This window comes from Delftia acidovorans SPH-1 (assembly GCF_000018665.1).
GTDB classification, from domain to species: Bacteria; Pseudomonadota; Gammaproteobacteria; order Burkholderiales; family Burkholderiaceae_C; genus Comamonas; species Comamonas acidovorans.
Genome location: NC_010002.1, coordinates 215,553 through 241,200, shown reverse-complemented (window position 1 = coordinate 241,200; position 25,648 = coordinate 215,553). Strand labels below are relative to the sequence as shown.

Below are 25,648 nucleotides of genomic sequence, written 5' to 3'. Positions count from 1 at the left end.
TCGATGGCCTGCCTGAAGCCTCACAGCTGCAGGCGGGCCTCGGCGATGCCGTCCAGCTCGGCCACCACCAGGTCACCGGCCTGCGCAAAGGCCAGGCCATTCCACGTGCCCGTAGTCACCACCGTGCCTGCGGGCACGCTGCCATAGCGGCGCACCAGTTCCTGCAGCCAGCCGGCCAGCAGCCACAGCGGGTCGCCCAGCGGATGCGTTCCGGTGAACGCCTGCAGAGGCGCCGCGCCCACGCGCAGCCGGCAGACCTGGGCAGACCAGTCCCGCGGCGACTCGCGTGGCAGCAGCCGCGAAGCGTCCTGCCAAGGTCCCAGCACCAGGGCGCCATGGCACAGGCCGTCGGCGGCCAGCAGCAGCGGCGGTGCCTTCAGGTGCTGGCGCCAGCGCGTATCCACCACCTCGATGGCGGCGGTGATGCCGTCGATCAGCTCCAGGCCCTCGCCGGGCTGCAGGGCGGCGGCCATCTCGGCCGTGACATCGCGGCCCAGGCGCAGGGCGATCTCGGCTTCGATGCCGCGCAGGTGCAGCGGCGCGCCGCCAGCGACCGAGGGGCTGGCCCAGACGCCTTCTTCGGGCAGCGGCGCATGGGTCAGCGGGGCATCGCGGCGCGGCGCGCCAGACTTCCAATAGCCCGGAACGCGGCCCGGTCCCTGCTGGCTGCCGGCCACGCGCCAGCCCAGGGCGGGCGCCATGGCGGCCTGCACGGCCTGTGCATCTGCGGGCGTGCGCACCACGTCGGCCCAATCGTCGGCGTCCAGCAATTCGCCGCTGTGGCGTGCCTGGAGCAGCGCATGGGCCAAGGCTGTGGGAGTGCGGGGCGTGTTCATCATGGAGCGGCTTTCCTGGAGTGCGTCGGTGGGTCTCAAGCGGCCCCGATTGTCCGCTGGACAAGGCGCTCCCAGGGTTATGCATTAAATGCATAAGGCTCTCGCTCATAAGGCGTTGGACAGCGCATAGCCCCGGGAATAAGCTCAAAACCCTCAGACAACTCTTGTGTGGAACCACCATGCAGCAACCCGCTTCGGCCGGCGTTACCAACCACGCCATCCCTTCCTACCTGCAGGCCGATCACCTCGGCCCCTGGGGCAACTACCTGCAGCAGGTCGATCGCGTCACGCCCTACCTGGGCCATCTCGCCCGCTGGGTCGAAACCCTCAAGCGCCCCAAGCGCATCCTGATCGTCGATGTGCCGATCGAGCTGGACAACGGCACCATCGCCCACTACGAAGGCTACCGCGTGCAGCACAACCTGAGCCGCGGTCCCGGCAAGGGCGGCGTGCGTTTCCACCAGGACGTGACCCTGTCCGAAGTCATGGCCCTGTCGGCCTGGATGTCGGTCAAGAACGCGGCCGTCAACGTGCCCTATGGTGGCGCCAAGGGCGGCATCCGTGTCGATCCCAAGACGCTGTCGCGCGGTGAGCTGGAGCGCCTGACGCGCCGCTACACCAGCGAGATCGGCCTGCTGATCGGCCCCTCCAAGGACATCCCCGCGCCTGACGTCAACACCAATGGCCAGATCATGGCCTGGATGATGGACACGTACTCCATGAACACCGGCGCCACCGCCACCGGCGTGGTCACGGGCAAGCCCGTGGACCTGGGCGGCTCGCTGGGCCGCGTCGAGGCCACCGGCCGCGGCGTGTTCACCGTGGGCGTGGAAGCGGCCAAGCTGACCGGCCTGTCGGTCCAGGGCGCGCGCATCGCCGTGCAGGGCTTCGGCAACGTGGGCGGCACGGCGGGCAAGCTGTTCGCCGACGTGGGCGCCAAGGTCGTGGCCGTGCAGGACCACACCGGCACCATCCACAACGCCAATGGCCTGGACGTGCCGGCCCTGCTGGCCCACGTGGCTGCCAAGGGCGGCGTGGGCGGCTTTGACGGCGCCGAGGCCATGGACGCTGCCGACTTCTGGAGCGTGGACTGCGACATCCTGATCCCCGCCGCACTGGAAGGCCAGATCACCAAGGAAAACGCCGGCAAGATCAAGGCCAAGATGGTGATCGAGGGCGCCAACGGCCCCACCACCACCGAGGCCGACGACATCCTGACCGAAAAGGGCGTGCTGGTGCTGCCCGATGTGCTGGCCAATGCCGGCGGCGTGACGGTGAGCTACTTCGAATGGGTGCAGGACTTCTCCAGCTTCTTCTGGAGCGAGGACGAGATCAACGCCCGCCTGGTGCGCATCATGCAGGACGCCTTCGCGGCCATCTGGCAGGTCGCCCAGCAGCACGGCGTGACGCTGCGCACCGCCACCTTCATCGTGGCCTGCCAGCGCATCCTGCATGCGCGCGAGATGCGGGGACTGTATCCCTGATCACCCCCTGAGGCGCTGACGCGCCTTCCCCCTCTCTGCTTGCTTCGCAAGGGAGGGGGACGACACCCTCGCTGCGGGGCGGCCCTTGCTCGGTGTCCCTGACTTGGGCCGCGCCAGTTTCATGCGCTGTGCATTCTGCGAAAAAGAAAAGGCGCTTCGGCGCCTTTTTTCTTGTGGCCGCCTTTTCGGCAACGGGTTAGCACGCGTTCCAGTGGGCCTAAGCGCGGGTTTCCGAATGGCGAAGCGGATCTCCAGTCAAACCCTGGTGCCCTGGGGCCCAGGGTTTTCTATCGTTGCGGGCAGTGAACTGGAGACTGCCCATGACCGTCCGCCGCAGCCTGCTGGCCTTGCTGGCCGCTTTGCCTTTTTTCTCCCTGGCTCCTGCCGCCGCGCTGGCGGCGGCCTGGCCTGAACGCCCCATCACCATCGTGGTGCCGGCCGCCGCAGGCGGCACCACGGACATTGCCGCGCGCGTGCTGGCCGAGAAGATGGGCAAGGACCTGGGCACCTCGGTGGTGGTGGAGAACAAGGGCGGGGGCGGCGGCAGCATCGGCACGGCCCAGGTGGCGCGCGCCAGGCCCGATGGCTACACGCTGCTCATGGGCAACATCGGCCCGGTGGCCATCAATTTCAGCCTGTACAAGCAGCTCAGCTACAAGGAAAGCGATCTGCGCGGCATCACCAATGTGATCTCCGTGCCCAACATCCTCGTGGTCCATGCCGATTCGCCCGTGCGCAGCGTGCGCGAGCTGGTGGAGCTGGCCAGGACCCGGCGCCTGAACGTGTCCACCTCGGGCGTGGGCCAGTCGCCGCACATGTCCTCGGAGATGTTCCGCCAGAAGGCCGGCATCGAGGTCACGCTCGTGCCCTTTCCCGGGGCCGCGCCTGCGGTCACGGCGCTGCTGGGCCAGCAGGTGGACTACATGATCGACAACCTGCCCAGCTCCATGCCGCACATCAGGAGCGGCAAGTTCCGCGCGCTGGCCATCACCAGCGCCACGCGCTCGGCCCAGTTGCCCGAGGTGCCCACCATGACCGAGGCCGGCGTGCCCATGCAGGTCACGGCCTGGTTCGGGCTGCTGGCCCCTGCCGGCACGCCCGATGCCGTGGTCGAGCGCATCCAGCAGTCGGCCCGGCGCGCCATGCAGACGGCCGAAGTGCGCCAGCGCTTTGCCGACCTGGGCGGCGTGCCCGGTGGCGAGACACCGGCCGAGTACGACGCCTTCATCGCCCAGGAACGCAAGAGCTGGGCCCAGATCGTCAAGGCCGCAGGCCTGTCGCTGGAATAGTTCTCCCCTCCCGTCCGTCCCCCCCTCCCATGCAAGAAGACATCGCCGCCCTGCTGCGCCAGCCCTTTGGCTCGCTGCCCGAACTCGTCGCGCTGCAGGCCAGCCAGCGCCCCCGCCACACCGCCCTGGCCATGGACGGCCGCAGCCTCGACTACGCCGCGCTGCGCCTGGGCATGGACCGCGTGGCCCTGCGCCTGCAACGCCAGGGCCTGGGCCCCGGCGACGTGGTGGCCATCTGCGCGGGCAGCTCGCCCGAGTACGTGCTGGCCTTCCTGGGCGCGCTGCGCGCGGGCGTGGCCGTGGCGCCGCTGGCCCCGTCGGCCACGGCCGGCCACCTGAGCGCCATGCTGGACAACTGCGGCGCCCGGCTGGTGCTGCGCGACGCGGACACCGCCGCGCAATGGCCGCTGCAGGGCGGACAGGATCTGCAATGCGTGGCCCTGGACGGCGCTGTCGAAGCCGGCATGCCGTGGTCGCAATGGCTGGCTGCGGACGAAGCGGACCATGGCACGGCACCCACGCCCATCCACCCCCAGCCCGACTGGCCCTTCAACGTCATCTACTCCTCGGGCACCACGGGTGTGCCCAAGGGCATCGTCCAGTCCTGGGCCATGCGCTGGGCCCACGTGCAGCGCGCCATCCACAACGGCTACGGGCCCGATGCCGTCTCGCTGTGCGCCACGCCGCTGTACTCCAACACCACCCTGGTCGCGGCCCTGCCCACCCTGGGGCTGGGCGGCACCCTGGTGCTGATGCGCAAGTTCGACGCGGCGCACTACCTGGAACTGGCCGAGCGCCACCATGCCACCCACACCATGCTCGTGCCCGTGCAGTACCAGCGGCTGATGCAGTGCCCGGGGTTCGACGGCGCCGACCTGAGCCGCCTGCAGCACAAGTTCTGCACCAGCGCGCCGTTCCATCCCGCGCTCAAGGCCGAGGTGCTGCGCCGCTGGCCTGGACGGCTCATCGAGTACTACGGCATGACCGAAGGCGGCGTGCGCTGCGAGCTGCACTGCCATGACTTCCCCGACAAGCTGCACACCGTGGGCAGGCCGGGGCCGGGCGCCGACATCCGCTTCATCGACGAGCAGGGCCGCGAACTGCCGCCCGGCGAGCAGGGCGAGATCGTGGGCCGCTCGGCCGGGATGATGAGCGGCTACCACCGCCTGCCCGACAAGACGCAGGAGGCCGAATGGTTCGATGCCCAGGGCCTGCGCTTCATCCGCAGCGGCGACGTGGGCCGCCTGGACGAGGACGGCTTCATCGTGCTGGGTGACCGCAAGAAGGACATGATCATCACGGGCGGCTTCAACGTCTACCCGAGCGACATCGAGTCCGTGCTGCTGCAGCACCCGCAGGTGGCCGAATGCGCGGTGATCGGCGTGCCCTCCGATGCATGGGGCGAGACTCCCGTGGCCTACGCCGTGGCGCGCCCCGATGCCACGCCCTCGGCCGCCGAGCTGCGCGAATGGCTGAACGCCCGCGTGGGAAAGACCCAGCGCGTGGCCGAGCTGCGGCTGGCCGCCAGCCTGCCGCGCAGCGAGATCGGCAAAGTGCTCAAGCGCGCGCTGCGCGAGCAGTACCAGGCCGGCGCCCTGTCCTCTTCATGAAACGGAGTCCTCCCATGCCCATGCACCCACTCCCGCGCCGCCGCCTGCTGTCCTGCCTGGCCCTGGCGACCTGCGCCCTGCTGGCCCCGGCCGCCCATGCTGCCGAGGCCTGGCCTGCCAAGCCCATACAGCTGGTCATTCCCTACCCGCCCGGCGGCAGTGCCGACCTGCTGGGCCGCCCGCTGGCCGTGCAACTGCAGCAGCAGCTGGGCCAGCCCGTGGTGCTGGAATACAAGCCCGGTGCGGGCGGCACGCTGGCCTCGCAATACGTGGCGCGCGCCAGGCCCGATGGCTACACCGTGCTCATGGTGCTGGCTGCCCATGCCATCAACGACAGCCTCTATCCCAAGCTGCCCTACGACACCCGCCGCGACTTCGCGCCCGTGTCTTTGGTGGCCAACCTGCCCATGGTGGTTGCGGCCAGCAGCAAGCTGCCGGCAAAGAACATCCAGGAACTCATCCAGGCCGCCAAGGCCAACCCCGGCAAGCTCACCTTCGGCTCGGCGGGCAACGGCAACACGGGGCATCTTGCGGCCGAGTACTTCGGCTCCATGGCAGGCGTGCGCATGACCCATGTGCCCTACAAGGGCAGCGCGGGCGTGGTCAACGCCATGCTGGCCGGCGACATCGACCTGACCTTCGACAGCATCTCCACCTCCATGCCCCACATCCGCAGCGGGCGCATGCACGCGCTGGCCGTCACCAGCCCGCAGCGCTCGGCGCTGGCGCCCGAGGTGGCCACCATCCAGGAGCAGGGCATCGCAGGCTTCGACGTGACCGGCTGGTACGCCGTCATCGCGCCGGCCGGCACGCCCGCCGAAGCCACCCAGCGCCTGAGCCGCGAGATCGCCTCCGCCCTGCGCCAGCCCGCGCTGCAGGCCCAGCTGGCCGCCGGCGGCTACGAGCCCGTGGGCTCCACGCCCGAGGCGCTGCAGGCGCATATCGACAAGGAAATCACGCGCTGGGCCACTGTCGTCAAATCGACAGGTGCACGTGTGGATTGAGTCATGCCGATGCGATGATTGCCCGCATGAACACACCCATCAAAGACCACCCGGCCAACCCCTTCGAAGGCGAGGCGCCCGGCATCCTCTTCGGCCTGCCCATGCCCATGGCCCGCGCCATGAAGCTCAGCGGTGAACGCATCGGCGAGGACCGCGCCCAGATCCGCATGGGCTTTCAACCGGATCAGGCCAACAGCCGCGGCGACGTGCACGGCGGCGCCATCGCCTCGCTGCTGGACTGCGCCCTGGCCTCGGCCTGCCGCTCGCATGACCCCACGGCCTTCGGCGTGGCCACCATCGATCTCACGCTGCACTACGTCTCGGCCGGCAGCGGTGATCTCATCGCCACCGCCCACTGCGAGCGGCGCGGCCGCTCCATCAGCTTCGCGCGCGGCGAAGTTCGTTCCGAGGATGGCACCCTGGTGGCCCTGGCCACCGGCACCTTCAAGCTGATGGCGCGTGGCGGGGCTCAGGCCTGAGGCGCAAGGTGTCAGTCCCTGACCAGAGCGTTTTGGCCATGACCTGCATCCGTGCCATGGTCTTGCGGCCCATTTCCGTGCTTTGTTTGGCATGGGGTCTCGGCACATCGGTCTGTGCGCACGCCGACACCCGGTTGACACGCCCGACGGCAGACTCTCAGCGGTTGATCATCGAGAACAACAACCTGACGGCGCAGGCATTCTTTTCGGCTTACATGAGCAAGGAAGTGCCGGAAAGAAGGTATGCAGAGATGTACCTGCTCGGCGTTCTCGACGCCACGGAAGGCCGGGCCTGGTGTGACTACCGGCACCTCAAGACCATCACTCTGGCAGAGGTGCTGCACAGCAGTTTGCGAAGCATGGATGCCAGACAGCGCGCAACTCGGGCTGCCCACGTCATCACCGATATTCTTGCCAAACAGTTTCCCTGCCAAGCTGGGCCTCAATGAAACCCTCCCGCGTGAGGCCGAAAATCCGGCGCTTGGTGCTGACCATCGGCCTGACAGGCGCAGCACTGGCGCAGGCAGCCGCTGACGCAGGGCTTGTGGGCCTGCTGGATGCACGCCGACCCGATTCCGCCAACCTGTCATCGGAAGAACCACGGCCATCAACAGCCCCACGGCCTTACATCCGTCTCTTGCCCGAGCCCAGCCAGACACCCGAATGCTGCGTCACCGCAGGCCAACCGGCGGAAAGCGGCATCCTGCGCTACCAGGGCAAAAAGGACACGGAGGCCGTTGCAGCGGCTGCACGTGCGGCGTTGTTCATGCCGCCCGTCGCCGAGGGATTCATTGGCCTGCAACTGGCCGAGGGTGCGAGAGTCCGGGTGCTGGGTCCGCAGCGCCTGCTTGTCTGGTGGCCGGATCGGCCGAGGCTGACGCGGGTGGATCACTGCCTATCCCGCGAAGGCCTGCATGTGCAGTGGCGTGAGCAGGTGGCGAGTGGAAGATGGGCAAGCGCGCAGCACTACTACCTGCCGCTGGGCATGGACGTGGAGCCCAACTGCTCCCCATCTGCCCAATAGCGCGCGCCGGGTCTTGCCCCCAGATCGCGGCGCGCACAAGGAAAGCGCATGCCGCGCTTTCCTTTTCACTCAAGCGGTCAGAGCCGCTTTTCCTTGGCCTCGATCAGCTTTTGCATCAGTTCGCAGACCTGCCTGGCCTGCTCCTGCGTGATGTCGATGTTCTCGATCACCGAGCGCTTGAACTGGATGCCGTTGACTGCGCCGCTGTTCTCGATGAAGCCCAGCGTCAGGGTGCGGTTCAGGAAGTAGATGACGGCGGCGATGCCCCAGCCGATCAGCATGACCACCAGGCCTGCAAAGAAGCTCTGGGCCATCATGGACCCGCCCATGAACAGGGACAGGGCACCGATGCCCAGCGCCGTCTTCCAGGGCTTGTGATAGCCGTAGTAGGTGGAGCAGATGCCCTGCAGCGGGATCAGGCGCGACTGGGTGCCCGACAGCGAGGCGCTGCTGAACTCCAGGCGCTCGCTGCCCACGCGGATGGTGGTGGTGGGATCGATGTTGACCTTGGACAGGATCCAGGCGACCAGGCCGCCTTCGCGGCCTGTGATGGCAATGTGGTTGCCCTTGTCGTCTATGGGTTGCTCGCTGGCCTTCCAGGCCTTGATGACCAATGCACTCACGGTAATACCCTCTCTTGAATGTTTGAGAAACCACGGGCTGTCCCGTCATGGCATTGCACCACCGGGGCCGCCTGAGGAGGGGCGATTACAGCACAGGGCATGAGTGCAGCCTTGGGCAACCAAGGCCGCTGTGCGCCATCAACCGGGTTGCACCCCCGCCGCCTGCAGCAGCCGCCCCCAGACCGGAGCCTCTTGCGCCCAGGCCTTGCCGAAGCGCTGAGGGCTGTCGTCATCGACAGGGACGAAACCGGCGGCGATGATGCGGGCCGTGCCTTCGCGGCTGGCCACGGCGCGGTTGGAGATCTCGCCCCATTGCCGCGTGAGGTCGGCCGGCAGGCCCCTGGGGCCGGCGATGGCCAGCCAGCCGGACAGTTCCATGGCCTCGTGGCGGTAGCCGGCCTCGGCAAAGGTGGGCACCTCGGGCAGCAGGGGCACGCGGCGCGTGCCGGTGACGGCCAGGGCGCGCAGCTTGCCTGCATCGATGTGGGGCTTGAGCGTGAGCAGGCTGCCCATGCCGATGGGGATGCGTCCGCCCAGCATGTCCTGCACCATCAGCGCCTCGCCCCGGTAGGCCGCATGCGCCATGCCGGCACCGGCCATGTCGCTGAGCACGGCGCAGGCCAGGTGGCCGTGCGAGCCTATGCCGTAGGAGCCATATGAGAGCTTGCCCGCGTTGGCCTGGGCCCAGGCCATGAATTCGCGCAGGTTGGTGGCGGGCACGTCGGCCGTGACCACCAGGGCGATGGGCGCCATGCACACGCGCGACAGGGGCGTGAGGTCGGTCAGCGGGTCGTAGGCGGTCTTCTTGTAGAGGTATTTGTTGGTGAGCATGGTGGAGGTGGTGCCCAGCAGCAGGGTGAGCCCGTCGGGCGCGGAGCGGACCACCATCTCGCCGCCGATCAGTCCAGCCGCGCCGGGCTTGTTGTCCACCACCACGGTCTGGCCCAGCTGCTGGGCCATGCGCTCGCCCAGGATGCGCGCAATCACGTCGGTGGCGCCGCCCGCCGCAAAGGGCACGACGATGCGCACGGGCCGCGTGGCAAAGCCGGCCTGCGCCAGCACGCTGGCGGGCCCTGCCGCCGCGGCGCCGGCCGCCAGGGCCAGCGCCTGGCGCCGATTCAATCGGTTGTTCAGTCTGTCATTCAGTCGGTCATTCAATTGGCCGTTGAATCCGCTGTTCGATGCCGTCCCCGAGATCACTGCCATCACACGCTCCTTTGCCTGGGTGCCTCCATGGGTGGAGACACCGGATCAAGAAACCGCCGTCTCGAAATCAATCGAGTTGGCCAAGCGTATTCGAGGCGAATGGATTCACCATCAGGGAAATCATTGGACTGCTTGCACAATAATCAGAAAACTCCGAGTGCAAAACGGACTTTTCGTCTCATTTTATCAAGATCGTGCTGCAGATCTCTGTTGCGCCCAGGCATGGCGCAGCAGCACCTGTTCGGCCTGCTTGAGCACAGGCGCATCGACCATGCGGCCGTCCAGCACGCAGACGCCGCCTCCGGCCTCGGCCAGGGCCTGGCGCAGGCGCTGCGCGTGGGCCACGGCCGCTGCATCGGGGTCGAATACGGCGTGCAGGGGCTGGACCTGGGCCGGGTGGATGCACAGCTTGCCGCCAAAGCCCATGCGCCGCGCGCGTGCCGCGTCCTGGGCCAGGCGTTCAGGGTTGCGCGTGTCCACCGTCACGCCGTCCACGGCCGCGCCGATGCCGGCGCGGCGCGAGGCCAGGACCAGGGCCATGCGCATGGGTAGCAGCTCTTCCTCGCCCTGCTCGCAGGCCATGCCCGCATCGACCTGGAAGTCCAGGTGGCCGAAGGCCAGGCGCACCACCTGGGGCGCGGCAGCCAGGGCGTCGGCCGCGTCCAGGCCGGCTACGCTTTCGATGAGGGGCAGCACGGCTGCCCGTGCGCCGGCAGCCTGGGCCACCGCATGCAGGGTCTGGGCGCGCTCGGCCTTGGAGACCATGGCGCCGGCCACGCCCTGCTCCACCAGCTGCGCCAGCGCGCGCAGGTCATCCGCATGCCAGGGCGTGCCTTCGGCGTTGATGCGCACCAGCAGGCGGGCACGGGCCGGGCCTTCCAGCGCACCCACGGCCTGGGCCAGCGCCTGGCGGGCGCCGTCCTTGTCGGCCGGGGCCACGGCGTCCTCCCAGTCGGCGATGACCATGTCGGCGCCGCTGTCCAGGGCCTTGCCCAGGCGCTCGGGCCGCGTGGCGGGGACGAAGAGAAAGGAAGTGGCCTGTCGCGCCAGATCGTGCATGCGGATGTCCTTGGGAGAGCGGTTTATTCGGCCGAGACGCCTGCGGCCTTGATGACCTTGTCCCAGCGCGCCACCTCGGCCTGCAGGTGGGTGCGCAGGCCTTCCGGCGTGGCCTTGTCGGGCGTGACCAGGTCGGAGCTGAGTTCGGCGATGCGTTTCTTGACGTTCTCGTCCTTGATGGCCACGTTCAGCGCCTTGTTGATGGCCATGACCACGTCCTTGGGCGTGCCCTTGGGCGCGTACATGCCGTGCCAGACCTTGACGTCGAAGCCCTTGAGGCCCTGCTCGTCCAGCGTGGGGATGTCGGGCAGCGAGGACAGGCGCTTGGGCGTGGTCACGCCGAAGACCTTGGCGCGCTGGCCGTCCTTGATCACGGGCACGGTCTGCGTGGTCTGGTCGCACAGCAGGTCCACCTGGCCGCCCATGAGGTCGTTCATGGCCGGGCCTGCGCCCTTGTAGGGCACGGTGGTGAGCTTGACGCCCGCCTGGTGCATGAACAGCATGCCGCACAGCTGGGAGACGGCGCCGATGCCGGCATTGGCCAGCGAGACCTTCTCCTGGTTCTTCTTCACGTAGTCCAGCAGCTCGGCGAAGTTGTTGGCCGGGAAGTCCTTGCGCGACAGCAGGGTCATGGGCACGTCCAGCACCTGGCCGATGTACTCGAAGTCCTTGAGCGGGTCATAGGGCAGCTTCTTGTACAGCGCAGGCGCCGTGGCCATGCCCATGTGGTGGATGAGGATGGTGTAGCCGTCGGCCTTGGCCTTGGCCACGCGGTTGGGCGCAATGGTGCCGCCCGCTCCCACGGTGTTCTCGACCAGCACGCTCTGGCCCAGCACCTGGCCCATGGGCACGGCCAGCAGGCGCGCCACCACATCGGTGGGGCCGCCAGCGCTGTAGGGCACGACAAGGACGACGGGCTTCTCGGGCCAGGCCGCGGCCAGGGCGCCGGTGGTCGCCCCGCCGGCGGCAAGGGCGCAGGCGGCGGCCGCTGCGTAAACGAGGCGGCGGCGGAAAGAAGTGGTGCGTTGCATGGTTTGTCTCCTGTGCACTTTGGTGGAAGCGGGAGGCGCTCTGTGGCGGCGCCTTTCCCATGGATTCGCCGGCCGGGGCCGGCGCGAAAACTCAGTCAAGAACTCAGTCAAGCAGGCGCTGCACGCGCGGCCAGTGCGCGATCTGCCACAGCCGCGCTACGGCGGCCTGTGCGGGGTCGTCCTGCAGGGCACCGCCATAGGCGATCAGGCGCAGCGCCTTGGCCGTGATCTCCTCGCGCGACAGCGTGTTGCCCGGATCGCCCTTGGGCTCTTCCACGCGGCCGTGCAGCGTGCGGCCATCGGTGGTGAGCACGGTGACCTTGCCGATCCAGCGCTGCGGGTAGGCGGCATCGACCTCGGGGTCCAGCACCATGCCCACCTTCTCGCGCAGGGCCACGGTGGTGGCGGCCAGGTATTCGTTGTCGAACTCGTCCAGGCCCGCATGGCCGTGGCGCGCGGCCAGCGCCAGCACCGTGCCCATGGAGAACTTGCTCTGGTGCACCGTGCCGGGATCGACCACGGGGCCCAGCACGTCGATGGCGCCCTGGTGCACGTGGCAGGTGACCTGCGCCAGGTCGGCGGGGGCCAGGCCGTGGTCCTGCATGACCTGCAGCAGCGCGTCGGCGGCCGGGTGCGTGTGGCGGCAGGAGGCATGCCATTTGAACGAGGTCTCGGCCGTGGCCCAGCGCGTGCCGATGCCGTCCGTGAGGCGCGTGGGATCGGCGTCCGTGGACATGCCTGCCGCCAGGCCCTGCGGCCCGGTGAAGATGTCCTGCGCACCGGTGAATCCGTCCCGGGCCAGGTAGGCCGACATCAGGCCCGCAGCGGCCGCATGCGCCGTGTGCAGCTGCTTGCTGTCGGCGCCCGTGCGCAGGAACTCCCACAGCCCTGCCGACTGCGTGCCGGCCGAGCCGAAGGCATGCTGCATCTGCGCAGGCGTGAGGCCCAGCAGCCGGCCCACGGCGGCCGCAGCGGCCAGGGTGCCGGCCGTGGCCGTGGTGTGGAAGATGCGGTAGTGGCTGCGGCCCAGGAACTCGCCCACGCGGATGCCGACCTCATAGCCGGCCACGCAGGCGGCCATGAGCTCGGCGCCGCTGGCGCCGATGCTCTGTGCCACGGCCAGCGCGGGCGGGAAGACCACGGCGGCGGGGTGGAAGACCGAGCCGTTGTGCACATCGTCCTGCTCGGCCACATGCGAGGCCGCGGCATTGGCCAGGGCCGCCATCATGGGCGAGGTGGTGTCGGCACTGCCCAGGATCTCGCTAGGCCCCTGCGCCGGTCCCTGGGACAGCGCAAAGCGCGTGATGCTCTGCACGGGGCGCGCGCCCTGGCCTGCCAGCACGGAGCCGAACCAGTCCACCCAGAGGTCTTCGGCGCGCTGCTGAACGGCGGCGGGAACGTCGTCCCAGCGCAGCGAGGCAGCGAATTGGGCCAGCGGATGGATGCTCACTTGGGTGTCGTTTTTCATGGGTTGGGTCTCCGGCGCATTCTTGGGCATGCGCCCTGGTTTCAGGGGGCGGTTTTTCCCGGGGTCGGGCACAGGGCGGCTATGCGCTCGGCGCTCCAGCCCAGCTCGGCCAGGATGGCGGCGCTGTGCTCGCCCACGGCGGGCACGGCCTCCATGCGGTAGTCGAAGGCGCTGTTGGCGCCGGGCGGCAGCAGGGCCTGCACCGGACCGGCCGGCGTGTCCACGCTGCACCAACGCTGGCGTGCGGCCAGCTGGGGATGGGCCCACAGGCCGGCCATGTCGTTGACGCGCGCATTGGCAATGCCGGCCGCATCCAGCCGCTGCACCACCTGTGCGGCATCGAGCGCGTTGAACACGCCCAGGATCAGCGCGCGCAGCTCCTCGCGGTTGGCGTTGCGGCGCGCGTTGCTGTCGAAGCGCGCGTCTGCAGCCAGCGCGGGCTGCAGCAGCACCTGTTCACAAAAGAGCTTCCACTCGCGTTCGTTTTGCAGGCCCAGCATCACCGTCCCACCGTCACCGGCCTCGAAAGGCCCGTAGGGATAGATGCTGGCGTGCGAGGCGCCGGTGCGCGGCGGCGGCGGCGCGCCGTCGAAGGCGTAGTACATGGGGTAACCCATCCACTCGCCCAGCGCCTCCAGCATGGACACGTCGATGTGGCTGCCCTCGCCCGTGCGCCCGCGCAGCAGCAGGGCCGACAGGATGTTGGTGTAGGCGTACATTCCGGCCGCGATGTCGGCCACCGAGATGCCGGCCTTGGACGGCACCTCGGGCGTGCCCGTGACCGAGAGAAAGCCCGCCTCGCTCTGGATCAGCAGGTCGTAGGCCTTCTTGTCGCGGTAGGGGCCGTCAGCGCCGTAGCCGCTGATGTCGCAGACGATGAGGCGCGGAAAGCGCTCGCGCAGCGCCGCGTAGGACAGGCCCATGCGCGCGGCCGCGCCGGGCGCCAGGTTCTGCACCAGCACGTCGGCACCCTCCAGCAGCTGCAGCAGCGCCTGCATGGCCTCGTCCTGCTTAAGGTCCAGAGCCAGGCTCTGCTTGCTGCGGTTGATCCAGGTGAAGTGCGAGGACTGGCCCTGCACGCGCTGGTCATAGCCGCGCGCAAAGTCGCCGCTGCCGGGCCGCTCGACCTTGATCACGCGCGCGCCCAGGTCGGCCAGCTGGCGCGTGCAAAACGGTGCGGCCACCGCATGTTCCAGCGAGACGACGGTGGTGCCGTCCAGGGGCCTCAGGCGTTGCTGTGTCATGCGCGAGCCTTCAGAAAGAACGCGGCAGACCAAGGATGTGCTCGGCCACGTAGGAATAGATCAGGTTCGTGGAGATCGGCGCCACCTGGTACAGGCGCGTCTCGCGGAACTTGCGCTCCACGTCGTATTCGCAGGCAAAGCCGAAGCCGCCGTGGAACTGGATGCAGGCATTGGCCGCCTCCCAGCTGGCCTTGGCCGCCAGGTACTTGGCCATGTTGGCCTGGGCGCCCATGGCCTGGTTGGCGTCGAACATCTCGCAGGCCTTCCAGCGCATGAGGTTGGCGGCCTCGACCTCGATGAAGGCATCGGCAATCGGGAACTGCACGCCCTGGTTCTGGCCGATGGGGCGGCCGAACACATTGCGGTCGCGCACGTAGTTGGTCACGCGGTCCAGGAACCAGTAGCCGTCGCCAATGCATTCGGCCGCAATCAGCGTGCGCTCGGCATTGAGGCCGTCCAGGATGTACTTGAAGCCCTTGCCTTCCTCGCCGATCAGGTTCTCCTCGGGGATTTCCAGGTTCTCGAAGAACAGCTCGTTGGTCTCGTGGTTGACCATGTTGGGGATGGGGCGTACGGTCAGGCCGCTCTTCTGGGCCTCGGCCAGGTCCACCATGAAGATGGACATGCCCTCGCTCTTTTTCTTCACCTCGGCCAGCGGCGTGGTGCGCGCCAGCAGGATCATCCAGTCACTGTGCTGCACGCGGCTGATCCAGACCTTCTGGCCGTTGACCACGTAGCGGCCATCCTTCTTGACGGCGCTGGTCTTGATCTTGGTGGTGTCCGTGCCCGTGGTGGGCTCGGTCACGCCCATGGACTGCAGGCGCCATTCGCCCGAGGCGATGCGCGGCAGGTACTTCTCCTTTTGCGCCTGCGAGCCGTGGCGCAGCAGCGTGCCCATGTTGTACATCTGGCCGTGGCAGGCGCCCGAGTTGCCGCCGCAGCGGTTGATCTCTTCCATGATCACGCTGGCCTCGGTCAGGCCCAGGCCCGAGCCGCCGTACTCCTGCGGGATCAGCGCGGCCAGCCAGCCGGCCTTGGTCAGCGCGTCCACGAAGGTCTCGGGATAGGCGCGCTGCTCGTCGATCTTGCGGAAATACTCGTCAGGGAACTCGGCGCACAGCGCACGGATGGCGTCGCGGATTTCGGGGAAATTGTTGGAAAGCGTGTGTTCGATCATGGTGGTCTCAAGGCTCGGTGTTCAGGGGTCTCAGGCCAGGGTGGCTTTTCCGGTCATGGTCAGCCAGCCTTCGTGGTCCTGGGCCCAGAGTTCAATGGTCTTGCCGTCCGCAGAAGGCTTGCCGTGCACGCTGAAGGCATGCAGGTCGAAGGTGGGGCGCACGGCCTTGAACTCGAAGGACAGCACCTGCGCCTGGGGCAGCTCGCGGCGCAGCAGGTCCAGCAGCAGCGTGGCGATCAGCGGGCCGTGCACGATCAGGCCCGGATAGCCCTCCACGCCCGTGACGTAGCGGCGGTCGTAGTGGATGCGGTGGCCGTTGAAGGTCAGGGCCGAGTAGCGGAACAGCAGCACGTCGTCGGGAACGATGGTGCGCGACCAGGTTTGCTGGCCGTCCAGCGGCGGCTTCTGGGGCGTGGGCGCGGGATCGCCGGGCTGGGCAGCGGCGCGGTAGACGATGTCGTGCTCCTCGGTCAGCGCCAGGCCCTGGTCGTTGCTGTAGGCATGCTCGACCAGCACGAACAGCAGCTCGCCCGAGCGGCCGCTCTTGTGGCTGACCGAGCCGATGGTGGAGCGGCGCTGCACCTTCTGGCCCACCTGCAGCGCGTTGCCTGCCTCCCAGCGCAGGCGCCCGCCGGCCCACATGCGGCGCGGCAGCGGCACGGGCGGCAGAAAGCCGCCACGGCGCGGGTGGCCGTCGGGGCCGAGCTCGCTTTGGCGTGCATGGGGCAGGAAGTACATCCAGTGCCACAGCGGCGGCAGCGCCGTGCCGTCGGCGGGCTCAGGGTCTTCCCGGTCCAGCGTGGCCGACAGCGCGGCCACGGGCGCGGCCGTGATGCTGTCTGCCAGGGTTTCGCTGCGGCCCTGCCAGGACTGAAGGTGCGCCAGCGCGGCGGCGTCGAGGGTGTCGGTAGCTTGCTTGTCTGTCATGGCCGCCATGGTCGGTGCAAGCGCGGCGGCCCGCAATCCGCGTTTTCTTAAGCAAGCCTTTGGCCGCGCTGAAGGCTGGGCCGGCGCGGCCTGCCCGCCCCTGCTTTCATTCCCGCGAAGTCCGCCCTTGTGATTGGCGAATGGCGCGGTGCGGCGTTTGCCGGCATCCTTGGTCCCGACTTCTTTCCAACGAACACTGAACGGGGACGACAGGCCATGGCGCAGAAAATGATGCAGGACAAGGTAGTGGTGGTGACGGGTGCCGGCGGCGGCATCGGGCGCGACATGGCGCTGGCCATGGCGGCCGAGGGCGCCAAGGTGGTGGTCAACGACATAGGCACCTCCACCACGGGCGAGGGCACGGACGCCGGCCCGGCGCAGAAGGTGGTCGATGAGATCAAGGCCGCAGGCGGCCAGGCCGTGGCCAACACCGACAGCGTGGCCGAGGCCGCCAGCGCGGGCCGCATCGTGCAGTGCGCCGTGGACAGCTTCGGCCGCATCGACGGCGTGGTCAACAACGCCGGCATCCTGCGCGACCGGTTCTTCCACAAGATGAGCCTGGACGAGTGGGACGCCGTCATCAAGGTCCACCTGTACGGCAGCTACTACATGAGCCGCGCGGCCGCCAACCATTTCAAGGAGCAGGAAAGCGGCGCCTTCGTGCACATGACCTCGACCTCGGGCCTGATCGGCAACCTGGGCCAGGCCAACTACAGCGCGGCCAAGCTGGGGCTGACGGCCCTGTCCAAGTCCATTGCGCTGGACATGCAGAAGTTCAACGTGCGCTCCAACTGCATCGCGCCGTTCGCCTGGAGCCGCATGATCGGCTCCATCCCCACCGACACGCCCGAGCAGCAGGCGCGCGTGGCCAAGATCCAGCAGATGACGCCCAACAAGATCGCCCCGCTGGCCGTCTACCTGCTGTCCGACGCGGCCCGCGACGTGAACGCCCAGGTCTTCGCCGTGCGCAACAACGAGATCTTCGTCATGAGCCAGCCGCGCCCGCTGCGCTCGGTGCACCGCAGCGAGGGCTGGTCGCCCCAGTTCATTGCCGAGCACGGCATGCCTGCGCTCAAGGCATCGTTCGTCCCCCTGGACCGCTCGGCAGATGTCTTCAGCTGGGATCCTGTCTAGAAAAGCACCCCCTGAGCGGCTGCGCCGCTTCCCCCTCTCTCGCTTCGCGGGAGGGGGACGGCGCCCTCGCCGCGAGGCGGCTCTTGCTCGGCGCCCCTGGGTTGGGGTGCGCCGGTTTTGAAGGCTGTTGGTATTGCGCCAGCGCAATCAATTACCGAGATGACCCGTTCCATGACCATTCGCTATGACCACCTGAAACAGCGCCCCTTCGAGCCCGTGCGCCAGCACTATGGCGAGCGCGACACCATGCTCTATGCATTGAGCCTGGGCCTGGGCAGCGATCCGCTGTGCGCCGACGCCCTGCCCTTTTTCTACGAAGGGGCGCCCGGCGGGCTGCGCGCCCTGCCCTCGCAGGCCGTGGTGCTGGGCTACCCGGGCTTCTGGGCGCGCGAGGCCGATACGGGCATCGACTGGGTGAAGCTGCTGCATGGCGAGCAGCGCATGCGGCTGCACCGCCCGCTGCCGGCCAGCGCCGACGTGGTGGGCCACAACCGCATCACGCACCTGACGGACAAGGGTGAGGGCAAGGGCGCCATCATGGTCACCGAGCGGCGCCTGGAGACCGCCGGCGGCGAGCTGCTGGCCACCGTGCAGCAGGTCAGCTTTCTGCGCGGCGATGGCGGCTACAGCCTGCTGGACGGCGGCCAGCCAAGCGACGCGCCCCTGGCGCCGCTGCGCCCCACGCCGGAGGACCGCGCGCCCGACTTCACCGACACCCAGGCCATACGCCCTGAGGCCGCGCTGCTGTACCGCCTGATGGGCGACTACAACCCGCTGCATGCCGACCCGGCCGTGGCGCGCAAGGCCGGCTTCGAGCGGCCCATCCTGCATGGCCTGGCCAGCTACGGTCTGGTGGCCCATGCCGTGCTGCGCCAATGCGGCGACCGCAATCCCGCGCGCCTGAAGGCGCTGGATGTGCGCTTCACCGCGCCCGTCTATCCTGGCGAAACCCTGGTCACCGAGATCTGGCGCACGCCCGATCAGCCCTGCCAGCTGCAACTGCGCGCCCGCGTGCTCGAACGTGACAAGGTCGTTCTGAGCCACGGCTACGCCGAACTCGCCTGATGCACGGCGGCCTCGCAAGAGGCCGCTCCTTCCCCCTGCCCTGGAGTTCCCATGAACACCTCCCCCGTATTGACCTCCGTCCAGGACGGCATAGGCACGATCACGCTGAACCGGCCCGAGGCCCGCAACGCGCTCAACCAGGCCATGCGCCCGGCCCTGGCCGCCGCCGTGGCGCAGATGCGCGATGACGCGCAGGTGCACACCGTCATCCTCACGGGCGCGGGCGGCGCCTTCTGCTCGGGCGGCGACATCAGCCAGATGATGGATGCCAGCCAGGCCGGCCTGCCCTGGCGCCAGCGCATGCGCAGCCTGCACCAGTGGTTCCCCGAGCTGGTCAACCTCGAAAAACCCGTGATCGCCGCCGTGGACGGCCCGGCCTTCGGCGCGGGCCTGAGCCTGGCGCTGGCCGCCGACTTCGTGCTGTGCACGCGGCGCGCGAAGTTCTGCGCCGTGTTCGGCCGCATCGGCCTGGTGCCCGACCTGGGCGCCATGCACATGCTGCCGCGCATCGTGGGCCTGCAAAAGGCCAAGGAGCTGGTCTTCACCGCGCGCACCGTGCAGGCCGAGGAAGCCAGGTCGCTGGGCATGGTCTACGAGATCGTGGAAGACGGCGAGGCCCTGCAGGCCGCCGCCGTGGCGCTGGCGCGGCGCTTCGGCGAGGCATCCACGGCCGCCATCGGCATGGCCAAGACGGCCATGAACCAGGCCTTCGAGCTGGACGCACGCGCCATGGCCGAGCTGGAAGCCTATGCCCAGACGATGTGCCGTGGCTCCGACTACCACCAGGAGGCGGTGCAGCGCTTCAAGGACAAGCAGCCCACGCGCTTCGACTGGGACCGCGCGCCATGAGCGTGCTGTCGCCGGACGCCCTGCAAGAAAGGCTGCAGGCCCTGATCCGCCCCGGCGACACCCTGTGGTGGGGCCAGGCCACGGCCGAGCCGCTGACGCTCACGCGCGCCGTGGTCGCGCACCGCCATGCACTGGCCCGGCACGGTGGCCAGGGCCGGCTGCGCGTCTTCGTGGGCATGGGCGCATCGGACACGCTGCAACCGGCGCATGCCGACGCCATCGACTTCTTCGGCTACGCGGCCGGCGGCCCCCACCGCGCGCTAGCCCAGGCCGGCGTGCTGGACATCCTGCCCAGTCACTACTCCCACCTGCCCGGCCTGATCGACGAGGGCCTGCTGCCTGCCGACGTGGTGCTGCTCCAGGTCTCGCCACCCGATGCACAAGGCCGCTACAGCCTGGGCCTGGTCCATGAATACCTGCCGGCCGCCATACGCAAGGCGCGCGTGCTGATCGGCGAGGTCAACCCCGCCATTCCGTGGACGCACGGCAGCCTGCACCTGCAGGCCGGCGACTTCGCCCTGCTGGTCGATGCCGAACACCCTCCGCTGGACCAGGCGCGCAGCGCGCCCGGCCCTGCCGAGCAGGCCATTGCCGGCCATGTGGCCGCCCTCATCGAAGACGGCGCCACGCTGCAGGTGGGCGTGGGCAACCTGCCCGAGGCCGTGCTCGCCGCCCTGCACGGCCACCGCGACCTGGGCCTGCACAGCGGCGCCGTGGGCGACGGCATTGCAGCCCTGGCCGAAGCCGGCGTGCTGACCCACGCGCGCAAGAGCCAGGACCGCGGCGTGGGCATCGGCGGCATCCTCATGGGCGGCGAATCGCTCAGGCGCTGGGCACACCGCAACCCCGCCCTGCAACTGCGCGAGACGCGCTACACGCACGATCCCGAGGTGCTGGCCGCCAGCCACAGGCTGGCCGCCATCAATTCGGCGGTGGAGGTGGACCTCACGGGCCAGATCAACTCCGAGGTGGCGGGCGGCGTCTACGTGGGCGCCGTGGGGGGCGCCGTGGACTTTCTGCGCGGCGCGGCACGCAGCCGCGGCGGCCTGCCCATCATCGCCCTGTCCGCCACGGCCAGGGGGGCCACGCGCATCGTTGCGCGGCTGTCCGGCCCCGTCAGCACGCCGCGCAGCGATGCCGGCCTCATCGTCACCGAACACGGCGTGGCCGACCTGCGCGGCCAGACGCTGTCGCGCCGCGTGAAACGGCTGATCGACATCGCGGCGCCGGAGCACCGCGCCGACCTGGAACAACAGGCACACACCCTGCTGCGCCAATGCGGCGCAGCCTTTTCCTGATCCACTGATCCACTGATTCCCAAGGAGACAACACCATGCGCAGAGCCGCCATCGTCACCCCCCTTCGCACGCCCGTGGGCACCTTCGGCGGCAGCCTGCGGCCGGTATCGGTCGAGGAGCTGGCCGCCACCACGGTGCGCGCCGTGGTCGAGAAAAGCGGCATCGACCCCGCACGCATCGACGACGTGGTCTTCGCCCAGTCCTACGCCAGCAGCGAGACGCCCTGCGTGGGCCGCTGGGCCGCGCTGCAGGCCGGCCTGCCGGTGACGGTGCCGGGCATGCAGCTGGACCGGCGCTGCGGCGGCGGCCTGCAGGCCGTGGCCACGGCGGCCATGATGGTGCAAAGCGGCGCCGCCGACGTGGTGATCGCAGGCGGCGTGGAGAGCATGAGCAACATCGAGTACTACAGCACCGACATGCGCTGGGGTGCGCGCTCGGGCAATGTGCGCTTCTACGACCGCCTGGACCGCGGCCGCGAGCGCTCCCAGCCCGTGGAGCGCTTCGGCAAGATCTCGGGAATGATCGAGACCGCCGAGAACCTGGCGCGCGACTACGGCATCAGCCGCGAGGCAGCCGACGCCTATGCCGTGCGCAGCCACCAGCGCGCCGCCGCCGCCTGGGAGGCGGGCCGCTTCGCCGACGAGATCGTCCCCGTCAAGGTGCCCCAGCGCAAGGGCGACCCCGTGCTGTTCACGCGCGACGAGGGCTTTCGCGCCGACGCCACCACCGACAGCATGGGCAAGCTGCGCGTGCTCATGCCCAATGGAACGGTCACGGCCGGCAACGCCAGCCAGCAGAACGACGCCAGCGCCGCCTGCCTGATCGTGGCCGAGGACAAGCTGGCCGAACTGGGCCTCACCCCCATGGCCACCCTGGTGGGCTGGGCCGCCGCAGGCTGCGAGCCCTCGCACATGGGCATAGGCCCCGTGCCCGCCGTCAAGAAACTGCTGGCACGCCTGAACCTCACGCTGGACCAGATGGACCTGGTCGAACTCAACGAAGCCTTTGCCTGCCAGGTGCTGTCCGTGCTCAAGGGCTGGGAGTGGAACGACCAGGGCGCCATCGACCACAAGCTCAACGTCAACGGCTCTGGCATCTCCCTGGGCCACCCCATCGGCGCCACCGGCGTGCGCATCCTGGCCACCCTGCTGCACGAACTGGAGCGCCGCAAGGGCCGCTATGGGCTGGAGACCATGTGCATAGGCGGCGGCCAGGGGATTGCGGCGGTGTTCGAGCGGGTGTGAGGAACCAGTCATGTCGACACGTCCAGTGAATCTGAGCCAGCAACAACATCGAATCGTTGAAGCTCAGACCCAAGCGACCAAGCTGGAAGCGCTACGGCAAGCGGCTATGCGGGGGTGGGCGGATGTCGCCTCGGGTCACTACGTTGACGTGCCGCATGAAGACTTTGACCTCTTTATCGCGGATCTGGGAAGGCAGGCAGCCAGCCGAATCAAGGCTGGTGCCTGACGGCGGTCTCCTCAATCCGCCCGCGCCCCCGAAGCCTTCACGATCTCTTCCCACTTGCGGGCTTCGGCCTGGATGTAGCGCGCGAACTCGGCGGGCGTGGAGCCCACGGGCTCGGCGCCCAGGCGGCGGTATTGCGCGGCGATCTGGGGTTCGGCAAGCACGCGGCGGGACTCGGTCCACAGTTTCTGCACCACGTCCTGGGGCGTGTTCTTCGGCGCCCACAGTCCGTACCAGGTGCTGGTGCGAAAGCCCGGCATGCCGGCCTCTTCCATGGTGGGCACATCGGGCAGGGAGGACGAGCGACTGGCCGAGGTGACGGCCAGCGCACGCAGCCGGCCCGAGGCGATGAAGGGCATGGCCGAGGGCATGGAGTCGAACATGAGCTGGATCTGCCCGCCCATCAGGTCGGTCAGGGCCGGCGAGCTGCCCTTGTAGGGCACATGCTGCATCTGCGCGCCGGTCTTCAGGCGGAACAGCTCGCCCGACAGGTGCTGTGACGACGCATTGCCGGCCGAGCCGAAGTTCACCTGCCCGGGATGGGCCTTGGCCCAGGCGATCAGCTCCTGCACATTGCGCACCGGAAGCTGGCTGCCCACGACCAGCACCAGGGGCACATCGACCAGCTGCGTGACCGGCTCGAAATCGCGGAAGGCGTCGTAGGGCGCGCTGGCATAGACGTAGGGGTTGATGACGTGGATGGAGGCGTTGACCAGCAGCGTGTAGCCGTCGGCCGGCGCCTTGGCCACCAGGGCCGCGCCGACCATGCCGCTGGCGCCGGCCTTGTTGTCCACGACCAGCGGCTGGCCCAGCGCCTCGCCCAGCCGCGTGGTGACCACGCGCCCGACCACGTCGGTAGGCCCGCCCGGTGGATAGGGCACGACGACGCGGATGGGCGCCTTGGGATAGCCCTGGGCCCCGGCGGATGGCTGCGCGCCTGCGGTTCTCCATGCGGCCAGCGCCGCCGCGGCGCCCAGCAGGGTGCGGCGGGAAAGCGCGGGGCCTGTGCGTTGCGTTGTCATACCTTGTCTCCTTGAATGGCGAGTGCGAGCTTGCCGGTCACGTTGCGGCCGTGCAGCGCATCCAGCGCAGCCGGCAGTTCATGCATTTCATAGACCTGGCTGACCTGGGGATGGATGCATCCCCGGGCAGCCCAGTCGAGCAGCGTGGCAATGACGGGCTGCAGCTGCGCCGCGAAGGCCTGGCGCTCATCGGCCGGCGTCCAGCCGATGTAGCGGCCGTAGAAGAAGCCGTGCAGCGTGAGGTTCTTGACCAGGGCCAGGTTCATGGGCACGGCGGGAATGGCGCCGCTGGCAAAGCCCACGCTCAGCAGTTGCGCGTTCTGCGCGGCCGCGCGCAGTGCCTGCAGCAAGAGATCGCCCCCCACGGGGTCGAAGACCAGGGAGGCGCCCCGGCCCTGGGTTGCCTGCTTGACCTGGGCGGCCAGGTCCTGCGGGGTGACTGCCTGGTGCGCGCCACGGCGCAGCGCATCGGCGCGCTTGGCCTCGGTGCTGGCGCAGGCGATGACCTGCACGCCGGGCGTCTGCCGGGCCACTTCCACCGCCGCGGCGCCCACGCCGGACCCGGCGCCCAGCACCAGCACCACATCGCCTTCCTGCAGGCGCGCGCGCCAGTGCAGGGCCGTGTAGGCCGTGCCGTAGGACAGGGGAATGGGCAGGGCCTGCAGCCAGGGCGTGCCCGCAGGCAGGCGGTAGACGGTGGATGCATGCACCACCGTCTCCTGCGCAAAGGCACCCCAGTCGGCAATGAAGGCCACGGCATCGCCGGGCTGCAGGTGCTGCACCGCGCTGCCGCATTCCAGCACGCGCCCCACGCCTTCGGTGCCGGGCACGAAGGGCAGCGGCGGGCGCCGCTGGTAGCGGCCCTCGATCAGCAGGCCCGTGGCGTGGCTGACGTTGGCGTAGGCCACGGCAATCCGCGCCTGGTGCGCGCCCAGGGGCTGGCCGGGCCGGTCCATGGACTGCAGGCTGACCACCTCGTGCGGCGCGCCGAATTGATGGCAGACCAGGGCCTGCATGGAGGTGTCCAGGGATGTGTCCGGAGAGGGGGGTGTGAACGTGGATGTGGAAGCGCTCATGCCATGACCTCCTGCGCGCACTGGTGAACCACGCCGCTGGCCATCCATTGCTCCATCTCCTGCGGCGTGCAGCCGGCCTCGGCCAGGATCTGGCGCGTGTGCTCGCCCGTGCGCGGCGCGGCGCCAAGGGATGCACCGCAGGCTGCTGCGTCTGCCGGCCAGGGTGATGCCGCATACAGCAGCGGCCCGAACCCGGGCTGCGCCAGCGTGGCGAACGATGCGCGGTGCACGGCCTGGGGATGCGCCACCACGTCGGCCAGCGTGCGCACGCCCGCATGCAGGGCGCCCTGCGCCGCCAGGCGCTGCTCCCAGTGGGCGCGCGGCTGCTGCGCCAGCAAGGCCTGCAGCCCGGCATGCAGGACATGGCGGTGGGCCATGCGGCCCGCATTGGAGGCAAAGCGCTCGTCCTGCAGCCAGTGCGGCAGGTCCAGCGCGCGGCACAGCCGCTCGAACTGGTCGTTGTTCAGGGCCAGCACGGTGATGAAGCCATCGGCCGTGGCGAACACGCCGTTGGGGGCGCTCACGCCTTCGGCGGGCAGGCCGCCGCGCAGCGTGTCTTCGGCCAGCACCGTGGATTGCAGGGCACAGCAGACCTCGAACAGGTTCAGCTCCACATGGCGTCCGCGCCCGCTGCGCGCCTTGCCCAGCAGGGCCGCCGTGCAGGCCTGTGCGGCGTAGACGCCGGCCGCGATGTCGGCCAGCAGCAGGCCCACGCGCTGGGGCTGGCCCTGCGCGTCGCGGTTGCTGGTCATCAGCCCCGTGTCCGCCTGCATGACGGAGTCGGTGGCGGGCCGGTCCGCATACGGCCCCGTGGGTCCGTAGCCGCTGATGGAGACGTACACCGGGTCCAGGCCGGCCGCGCGCAGGCTGTCGTAGTCCACGCCCATGCGCTGCACGACCTGGGGGCGGAAGTTCTGCACCACGATGTCGGCCTCGCGCGCCAGCCGCAGCAGCAGCGCGCGCCCCTGGGCCTGGCGCGCATCGACGGCAATGCTGCGCTTGCCCGCGTTGTAGGTGGCAGACAGGCTGCTGTGCCCGTTTCGCGAGATGCCCACGTGGCGCGCCCAGTCGCCTTCGGGCGGATCGACCTTGATCACCTCGGCGCCCTGGCGCGACAGCAGGTGGGTGCAGTAGGGGCCGGCCACGCCCTGGCTCAGATCGAGCACACGGTAGTGCGCCAGGGGCGCCGGCGGCGCGGTTTGCAAAGCTTCTTGGTTCACGGTCTGCGGCCTTTCGCCATGGTTTCCTCCATGCTAGGGAGGCAGGGCAGGCGCCA

General features: G+C 69.2%; 25 protein-coding genes. 13 read left to right on the top strand and 12 right to left on the bottom strand.

Annotated elements, in window-relative coordinates; all coding sequences use genetic code 11:
* Nucleotides 1-20 precede the first annotated feature (20 nt).
* The gene (locus tag DACI_RS01065; protein WP_012202151.1) at nt 21-839 is read right to left on the bottom strand and encodes a fumarylacetoacetate hydrolase family protein; all 819 of its coding nucleotides are present in this window, start codon (nt 837-839) and stop codon (nt 21-23) included.
* 176 nt (nt 840-1,015) lie between these two features.
* Here DACI_RS01065 and DACI_RS01060 point away from each other — a divergent pair, with 176 nt between their 5' ends.
* The 7 genes from DACI_RS01060 (at nt 1,016) to DACI_RS01030 (ending at nt 7,726) form a co-directional block, all read left to right on the top strand.
* Nucleotides 1,016-2,320 (top strand): Glu/Leu/Phe/Val family dehydrogenase, encoded by a 1,305-nt coding sequence (locus DACI_RS01060; protein WP_012202150.1) that lies wholly within the window; start codon nt 1,016-1,018, stop codon nt 2,318-2,320.
* Between the two features lie 320 nt (nt 2,321-2,640).
* Complete coding sequence (locus DACI_RS01055; RefSeq protein ID WP_012202149.1) at nt 2,641-3,609, top strand: Bug family tripartite tricarboxylate transporter substrate binding protein; 969 nt, start codon at nt 2,641-2,643, stop codon at nt 3,607-3,609.
* A gap of 29 nt (nt 3,610-3,638) precedes the next feature.
* The gene (locus tag DACI_RS01050; protein ID WP_012202148.1) at nt 3,639-5,219 is read left to right on the top strand and encodes a class I adenylate-forming enzyme family protein; all 1,581 of its coding nucleotides are present in this window, start codon (nt 3,639-3,641) and stop codon (nt 5,217-5,219) included.
* A 14-nt stretch (nt 5,220-5,233) separates the two neighbouring features.
* Nucleotides 5,234-6,223, top strand: a complete 990-nt coding sequence (locus DACI_RS01045) for a tripartite tricarboxylate transporter substrate binding protein (protein ID WP_043780271.1) — start codon at nt 5,234-5,236, stop codon at nt 6,221-6,223.
* Nucleotides 6,224-6,249: 26 nt separating this feature from the next.
* Nucleotides 6,250-6,702 carry a PaaI family thioesterase gene (locus DACI_RS01040; protein WP_043783107.1) on the top strand — a complete coding sequence of 151 codons (453 nt, stop codon included), beginning with the start codon at nt 6,250-6,252 and terminating at the stop codon, nt 6,700-6,702.
* Nucleotides 6,703-6,740: 38 nt separating this feature from the next.
* Nucleotides 6,741-7,151 carry a Rap1a/Tai family immunity protein gene (locus tag DACI_RS01035; protein ID WP_012202145.1) on the top strand — a complete coding sequence of 137 codons (411 nt, stop codon included), beginning with the start codon at nt 6,741-6,743 and terminating at the stop codon, nt 7,149-7,151.
* A gap of 32 nt (nt 7,152-7,183) precedes the next feature.
* Nucleotides 7,184-7,726: a hypothetical protein gene (locus tag DACI_RS01030; protein WP_012202144.1), complete on the top strand. Its 543-nt coding sequence runs from the start codon at nt 7,184-7,186 to the stop codon at nt 7,724-7,726.
* Nucleotides 7,727-7,803: 77 nt separating this feature from the next.
* On the opposite strand, the gene DACI_RS01025 is transcribed toward DACI_RS01030, so the two are convergent.
* From DACI_RS01025 to DACI_RS00990, 8 genes are all read right to left on the bottom strand, one after another.
* Nucleotides 7,804-8,349 (bottom strand): hypothetical protein, encoded by a 546-nt coding sequence (locus DACI_RS01025; protein ID WP_012202143.1) that lies wholly within the window; start codon nt 8,347-8,349, stop codon nt 7,804-7,806.
* A gap of 138 nt (nt 8,350-8,487) precedes the next feature.
* Nucleotides 8,488-9,555: a Bug family tripartite tricarboxylate transporter substrate binding protein gene (locus tag DACI_RS01020; RefSeq protein ID WP_012202142.1), complete on the bottom strand. Its 1,068-nt coding sequence runs from the start codon at nt 9,553-9,555 to the stop codon at nt 8,488-8,490.
* A 186-nt stretch (nt 9,556-9,741) separates the two neighbouring features.
* Entirely contained in the window at nt 9,742-10,614 is an 873-nt protein-coding gene (locus DACI_RS01015) for an HpcH/HpaI aldolase/citrate lyase family protein (protein WP_012202141.1), read from the bottom strand.
* A 23-nt stretch (nt 10,615-10,637) separates the two neighbouring features.
* Entirely contained in the window at nt 10,638-11,645 is a 1,008-nt protein-coding gene (locus DACI_RS01010) for a tripartite tricarboxylate transporter substrate binding protein BugD (protein ID WP_012202140.1), read from the bottom strand.
* Between the two features lie 103 nt (nt 11,646-11,748).
* Entirely contained in the window at nt 11,749-13,113 is a 1,365-nt protein-coding gene (locus DACI_RS01005; RefSeq protein WP_012202139.1) for an MmgE/PrpD family protein, read from the bottom strand.
* A 41-nt stretch (nt 13,114-13,154) separates the two neighbouring features.
* Nucleotides 13,155-14,357, bottom strand: a complete 1,203-nt coding sequence (locus tag DACI_RS01000) for a CaiB/BaiF CoA transferase family protein (RefSeq protein WP_012202138.1) — start codon at nt 14,355-14,357, stop codon at nt 13,155-13,157.
* Between the two features lie 10 nt (nt 14,358-14,367).
* Nucleotides 14,368-15,534 carry an acyl-CoA dehydrogenase family protein gene (locus tag DACI_RS00995; protein WP_012202137.1) on the bottom strand — a complete coding sequence of 389 codons (1,167 nt, stop codon included), beginning with the start codon at nt 15,532-15,534 and terminating at the stop codon, nt 14,368-14,370.
* Between the two features lie 30 nt (nt 15,535-15,564).
* Nucleotides 15,565-16,470, bottom strand: coding sequence for an FAS1-like dehydratase domain-containing protein (locus DACI_RS00990; RefSeq protein WP_012202136.1), 906 nt, complete (start codon nt 16,468-16,470; stop codon nt 15,565-15,567).
* 207 nt (nt 16,471-16,677) lie between these two features.
* On the opposite strand from DACI_RS00990, the gene DACI_RS00985 reads away from it, so the two are divergent.
* The 6 genes from DACI_RS00985 to DACI_RS00960 all read left to right on the top strand — a co-directional run bounded on the left by DACI_RS00985 (nt 16,678) and on the right by DACI_RS00960 (nt 22,277).
* On the top strand, nt 16,678-17,595 hold the full coding sequence (locus DACI_RS00985; RefSeq protein ID WP_016452187.1) for an SDR family NAD(P)-dependent oxidoreductase: 918 nt from the start codon (nt 16,678-16,680) through the stop codon (nt 17,593-17,595).
* Between the two features lie 171 nt (nt 17,596-17,766).
* Complete coding sequence (locus tag DACI_RS00980; protein WP_043783102.1) at nt 17,767-18,660, top strand: MaoC family dehydratase; 894 nt, start codon at nt 17,767-17,769, stop codon at nt 18,658-18,660.
* 51 nt (nt 18,661-18,711) lie between these two features.
* On the top strand, nt 18,712-19,509 hold the full coding sequence (locus DACI_RS00975; RefSeq protein ID WP_012202133.1) for an enoyl-CoA hydratase/isomerase family protein: 798 nt from the start codon (nt 18,712-18,714) through the stop codon (nt 19,507-19,509).
* Nucleotides 19,506-20,807, top strand: coding sequence for an acetyl-CoA hydrolase/transferase family protein (locus tag DACI_RS00970; RefSeq protein ID WP_012202132.1), 1,302 nt, complete (start codon nt 19,506-19,508; stop codon nt 20,805-20,807). Before DACI_RS00975 ends, DACI_RS00970 begins: the two co-directional genes overlap by 4 nt.
* A gap of 35 nt (nt 20,808-20,842) precedes the next feature.
* Nucleotides 20,843-22,051, top strand: coding sequence for an acetyl-CoA C-acetyltransferase (locus DACI_RS00965; RefSeq protein ID WP_012202131.1), 1,209 nt, complete (start codon nt 20,843-20,845; stop codon nt 22,049-22,051).
* Between the two features lie 10 nt (nt 22,052-22,061).
* Nucleotides 22,062-22,277 (top strand): hypothetical protein, encoded by a 216-nt coding sequence (locus DACI_RS00960; protein WP_043780263.1) that lies wholly within the window; start codon nt 22,062-22,064, stop codon nt 22,275-22,277.
* Nucleotides 22,278-22,288: 11 nt separating this feature from the next.
* Here DACI_RS00960 and DACI_RS00955 read toward each other — a convergent pair whose 3' ends face one another.
* Genes DACI_RS00955 through DACI_RS00945 form a run of 3 tightly spaced genes read right to left on the bottom strand, consistent with a single transcriptional unit; the run spans nt 22,289 to nt 25,592 of the window.
* Nucleotides 22,289-23,296 carry a Bug family tripartite tricarboxylate transporter substrate binding protein gene (locus DACI_RS00955; RefSeq protein WP_012202130.1) on the bottom strand — a complete coding sequence of 336 codons (1,008 nt, stop codon included), beginning with the start codon at nt 23,294-23,296 and terminating at the stop codon, nt 22,289-22,291.
* On the bottom strand, nt 23,293-24,312 hold the full coding sequence (locus DACI_RS00950; protein WP_012202129.1) for an NADPH:quinone oxidoreductase family protein: 1,020 nt from the start codon (nt 24,310-24,312) through the stop codon (nt 23,293-23,295). The genes DACI_RS00955 and DACI_RS00950 overlap by 4 nt, the downstream gene beginning before the upstream one ends.
* A gap of 56 nt (nt 24,313-24,368) precedes the next feature.
* Nucleotides 24,369-25,592, bottom strand: a complete 1,224-nt coding sequence (locus DACI_RS00945) for a CaiB/BaiF CoA transferase family protein (RefSeq protein ID WP_192812302.1) — start codon at nt 25,590-25,592, stop codon at nt 24,369-24,371.
* Nucleotides 25,593-25,648: the final 56 nt, after the last annotated feature.

Excerpts from the sequence above, each read along its gene's own strand:
- DACI_RS01065 (WP_012202151.1), bottom strand. The coding sequence starts at position 839 with ATGATGAACACGCCCCGCACTCCCACAGCCTTGGCCCATGCGCTGCTC.
- DACI_RS01060 (WP_012202150.1), top strand. The coding sequence starts at position 1,016 with ATGCAGCAACCCGCTTCGGCCGGCGTTACCAACCACGCCATCCCTTCC.
- DACI_RS01055 (WP_012202149.1), top strand. The coding sequence starts at position 2,641 with ATGACCGTCCGCCGCAGCCTGCTGGCCTTGCTGGCCGCTTTGCCTTTT.
- DACI_RS01050 (WP_012202148.1), top strand. The coding sequence starts at position 3,639 with ATGCAAGAAGACATCGCCGCCCTGCTGCGCCAGCCCTTTGGCTCGCTG.
- DACI_RS01045 (WP_043780271.1), top strand. The coding sequence starts at position 5,234 with ATGCCCATGCACCCACTCCCGCGCCGCCGCCTGCTGTCCTGCCTGGCC.
- DACI_RS01040 (WP_043783107.1), top strand. The coding sequence starts at position 6,250 with ATGAACACACCCATCAAAGACCACCCGGCCAACCCCTTCGAAGGCGAG.
- DACI_RS01035 (WP_012202145.1), top strand. The coding sequence starts at position 6,741 with ATGACCTGCATCCGTGCCATGGTCTTGCGGCCCATTTCCGTGCTTTGT.
- DACI_RS01020 (WP_012202142.1), bottom strand. The coding sequence starts at position 9,555 with ATGGCAGTGATCTCGGGGACGGCATCGAACAGCGGATTCAACGGCCAA.
- DACI_RS01015 (WP_012202141.1), bottom strand. The coding sequence starts at position 10,614 with ATGCACGATCTGGCGCGACAGGCCACTTCCTTTCTCTTCGTCCCCGCC.
- DACI_RS01010 (WP_012202140.1), bottom strand. The coding sequence starts at position 11,645 with ATGCAACGCACCACTTCTTTCCGCCGCCGCCTCGTTTACGCAGCGGCC.
- DACI_RS01005 (WP_012202139.1), bottom strand. The coding sequence starts at position 13,113 with ATGAAAAACGACACCCAAGTGAGCATCCATCCGCTGGCCCAATTCGCT.
- DACI_RS01000 (WP_012202138.1), bottom strand. The coding sequence starts at position 14,357 with ATGACACAGCAACGCCTGAGGCCCCTGGACGGCACCACCGTCGTCTCG.
- DACI_RS00995 (WP_012202137.1), bottom strand. The coding sequence starts at position 15,534 with ATGATCGAACACACGCTTTCCAACAATTTCCCCGAAATCCGCGACGCC.
- DACI_RS00990 (WP_012202136.1), bottom strand. The coding sequence starts at position 16,470 with ATGGCGGCCATGACAGACAAGCAAGCTACCGACACCCTCGACGCCGCC.
- DACI_RS00985 (WP_016452187.1), top strand. The coding sequence starts at position 16,678 with ATGGCGCAGAAAATGATGCAGGACAAGGTAGTGGTGGTGACGGGTGCC.
- DACI_RS00980 (WP_043783102.1), top strand. The coding sequence starts at position 17,767 with ATGACCATTCGCTATGACCACCTGAAACAGCGCCCCTTCGAGCCCGTG.
- DACI_RS00975 (WP_012202133.1), top strand. The coding sequence starts at position 18,712 with ATGAACACCTCCCCCGTATTGACCTCCGTCCAGGACGGCATAGGCACG.
- DACI_RS00970 (WP_012202132.1), top strand. The coding sequence starts at position 19,506 with ATGAGCGTGCTGTCGCCGGACGCCCTGCAAGAAAGGCTGCAGGCCCTG.
- DACI_RS00965 (WP_012202131.1), top strand. The coding sequence starts at position 20,843 with ATGCGCAGAGCCGCCATCGTCACCCCCCTTCGCACGCCCGTGGGCACC.
- DACI_RS00960 (WP_043780263.1), top strand. The coding sequence starts at position 22,062 with ATGTCGACACGTCCAGTGAATCTGAGCCAGCAACAACATCGAATCGTT.
- DACI_RS00955 (WP_012202130.1), bottom strand. The coding sequence starts at position 23,296 with ATGACAACGCAACGCACAGGCCCCGCGCTTTCCCGCCGCACCCTGCTG.
- DACI_RS00950 (WP_012202129.1), bottom strand. The coding sequence starts at position 24,312 with ATGCAGGCCCTGGTCTGCCATCAATTCGGCGCGCCGCACGAGGTGGTC.